This window comes from Nocardioides pyridinolyticus (genome assembly GCF_054653575.1).
Genome location: NZ_BAAIFY010000067.1, coordinates 1 through 1,840, shown reverse-complemented (window position 1 = coordinate 1,840; position 1,840 = coordinate 1). Strand labels below are relative to the sequence as shown.

Genomic DNA, 1,840 nt, shown 5'->3' with positions numbered 1-1,840 from the left:
CCGTACGGCGTGGAGCGTCGTCGTGACGGGCACGGCTCGGCTGGTGCCGGCTGACGACGTGCCAGATGCCGCGATGGAGATGCAGGTCTGGCCGGCGGGGGTCCGGAACCTGTTCGTGCGGGTCGAGCCGATCGAGGTCACCGGTCGTCGGCTGTGACCCTCCCTCGACGCCGATCCCGCGTCGCAGTGCTTCGGCAGTCGTGAGGTCGAGGTGCTGTCCTGCAGACCCCTGGTCCGACTGCGACGAGGTCGGTGGCGGGCGCGCTGGTGCTCCGCCGCGACGGTCACAGTGAGGTCAGACCCACGGGCGGTCGTGCTGACGCGTGGCGATGATCGCGGCTTGGGTGCGGCTCTCGACCCCGAGCTTGGCGAGTAGACCCGAGACATGGTTCTTGACCGTCTTCTCCGCGAGTTCCAGACGACTGCCGATCTGGCGGTTCGTCAGGCCCTCACCGATGAGGTCCAGCACCTGCTGCTCCTTGGGCGTCAGCTGGTCGGTGGCCGGCACCTCGGGCGACCCGCGGCGCACGCGCTCGAAGACCTGTGCGGTCACCGCGGGGTCGAGCATGGACTGCCCGTGCGCCACCCGGCGCACGGTGTCGACGAAGTCACCACTTCGGATCTGCTTGAGCAGGTAGCCGGAAGCGCCGGCCATGATCGCTGCGAAGAGGGCCTCGTCGTCGTCGTAGGAGGTCAGCACCAGGGCCGAGATGGCAGGGTCGGCCGACCGCACCACGCGACACACCTCGATGCCGGACCCGTCCGGCAACCGGCAGTCGAGGATGGCCACGTCCGGTCGCAGCTGCGGGATCTCGCGGATCGCCACCTCGGCGAGCCCTGACTCGCCCACGACCTCGAAGCCGCCGTTCTCCTGGAGCAGGTCACGGATCCCGCGCCGCGTGAGCTCGTGGTCGTCGAGGAGGTAGACCCGGAGGTCTCGCCCTCCCGCATCGACCACTGACTCCGCCATGGCCTCACCGTACGACTTACCGACCGCAGCAGGTCTCGGTCGATCGCCCCCGCTCCCCCGGGACCTTCGTCCCTGCCACGAAGTCCCGCCTCGGGAGATCGTCGGTTCGAGGGCACGCCGTCCTCGACGGTCTCGAAGGGGTGGTCCGTGATGCTGGTGAGGGACGTGATGACGACGGATCCGGTCACGGTGAGGCGACGGACAACGATCAAGAGTGCCCTGACCACCCTGGCCGAGCACGGCGTGACCGCGCTACCCGTCCTCGACGACGCGCGGATGGTCTACGGAATCGTGAGCGAGGCCGATCTGATCGCCGAGGTCGTCCCGACCGACCCGCGTGCGCACGAACGTCTCGTAATGGTGGAGCCGCTCGAACCGCCGCGGACGGTCGAGGAGGTGTGCACCCGGTCGGTCATCTCGGTGCACCCCGCCGATGACGTCGCCAGGGCCGCAGACCTCATGGCGGTCACAGGGGCGAAGAGTCTGCCCGTGCTCGACGAGGCCCGCCGCCTCGTCGGCATGGTCAGCCGCAGCGACATCGTCGCCGCCCTCGCCCAGGCAGACTCGACCATCGCGGCCGACATCACGGACTTGCTCCGCTCGTGCGGACACGCGGACTGGATCGTTGAGGTTGACGAGGGCGCGGCTCGCATCACCGGCCCACGGGACGCCGCGGAGCACTCGCTCGCCCACACCGTCGCGCGCACCGTGCCAGGCGTGATGCAGGTCCTCATCGACCGGTGAGCTGGATCCGCTGCCCGAAGGTCTCCGTGCCCTGTGACGTCCGGCCCTGACCGACTGTCCGGGAGGCCTGGACGCTGGACGCGCAGGAATTCGGACACAGCGAGTGCATCATCGGCCAGCACCACT

General features: G+C 69.4%; 2 protein-coding genes. One reads left to right on the top strand and one right to left on the bottom strand.

The genetic code is table 11. The annotated features are described in order from the left end of the window. Positions 1 to 295: 295 nt before the first annotated feature. Complete coding sequence (locus ACYQ0U_RS22630) at positions 296 to 970, bottom strand: response regulator (RefSeq protein ID WP_459976143.1); 675 nt, start codon at positions 968 to 970, stop codon at positions 296 to 298. Positions 971 to 1,120: 150 nt separating this feature from the next. Between ACYQ0U_RS22630 and ACYQ0U_RS22625 the strand changes: the two genes are divergently transcribed. Then, positions 1,121 to 1,714, top strand: a complete 594-nt coding sequence (locus ACYQ0U_RS22625) for a CBS domain-containing protein (protein ID WP_459976144.1) — start codon at positions 1,121 to 1,123, stop codon at positions 1,712 to 1,714. The last annotated feature ends 126 nt before the right edge of the window (positions 1,715 to 1,840 follow it).

Coding starts and splice junctions, on each gene's coding strand:
- ACYQ0U_RS22625 (WP_459976144.1), top strand. CDS start 1,121: ATGCTGGTGAGGGACGTGATGACGACGGATCCGGTCACGGTGAGGCGA.
- ACYQ0U_RS22630 (WP_459976143.1), bottom strand. CDS start 970: ATGGCGGAGTCAGTGGTCGATGCGGGAGGGCGAGACCTCCGGGTCTAC.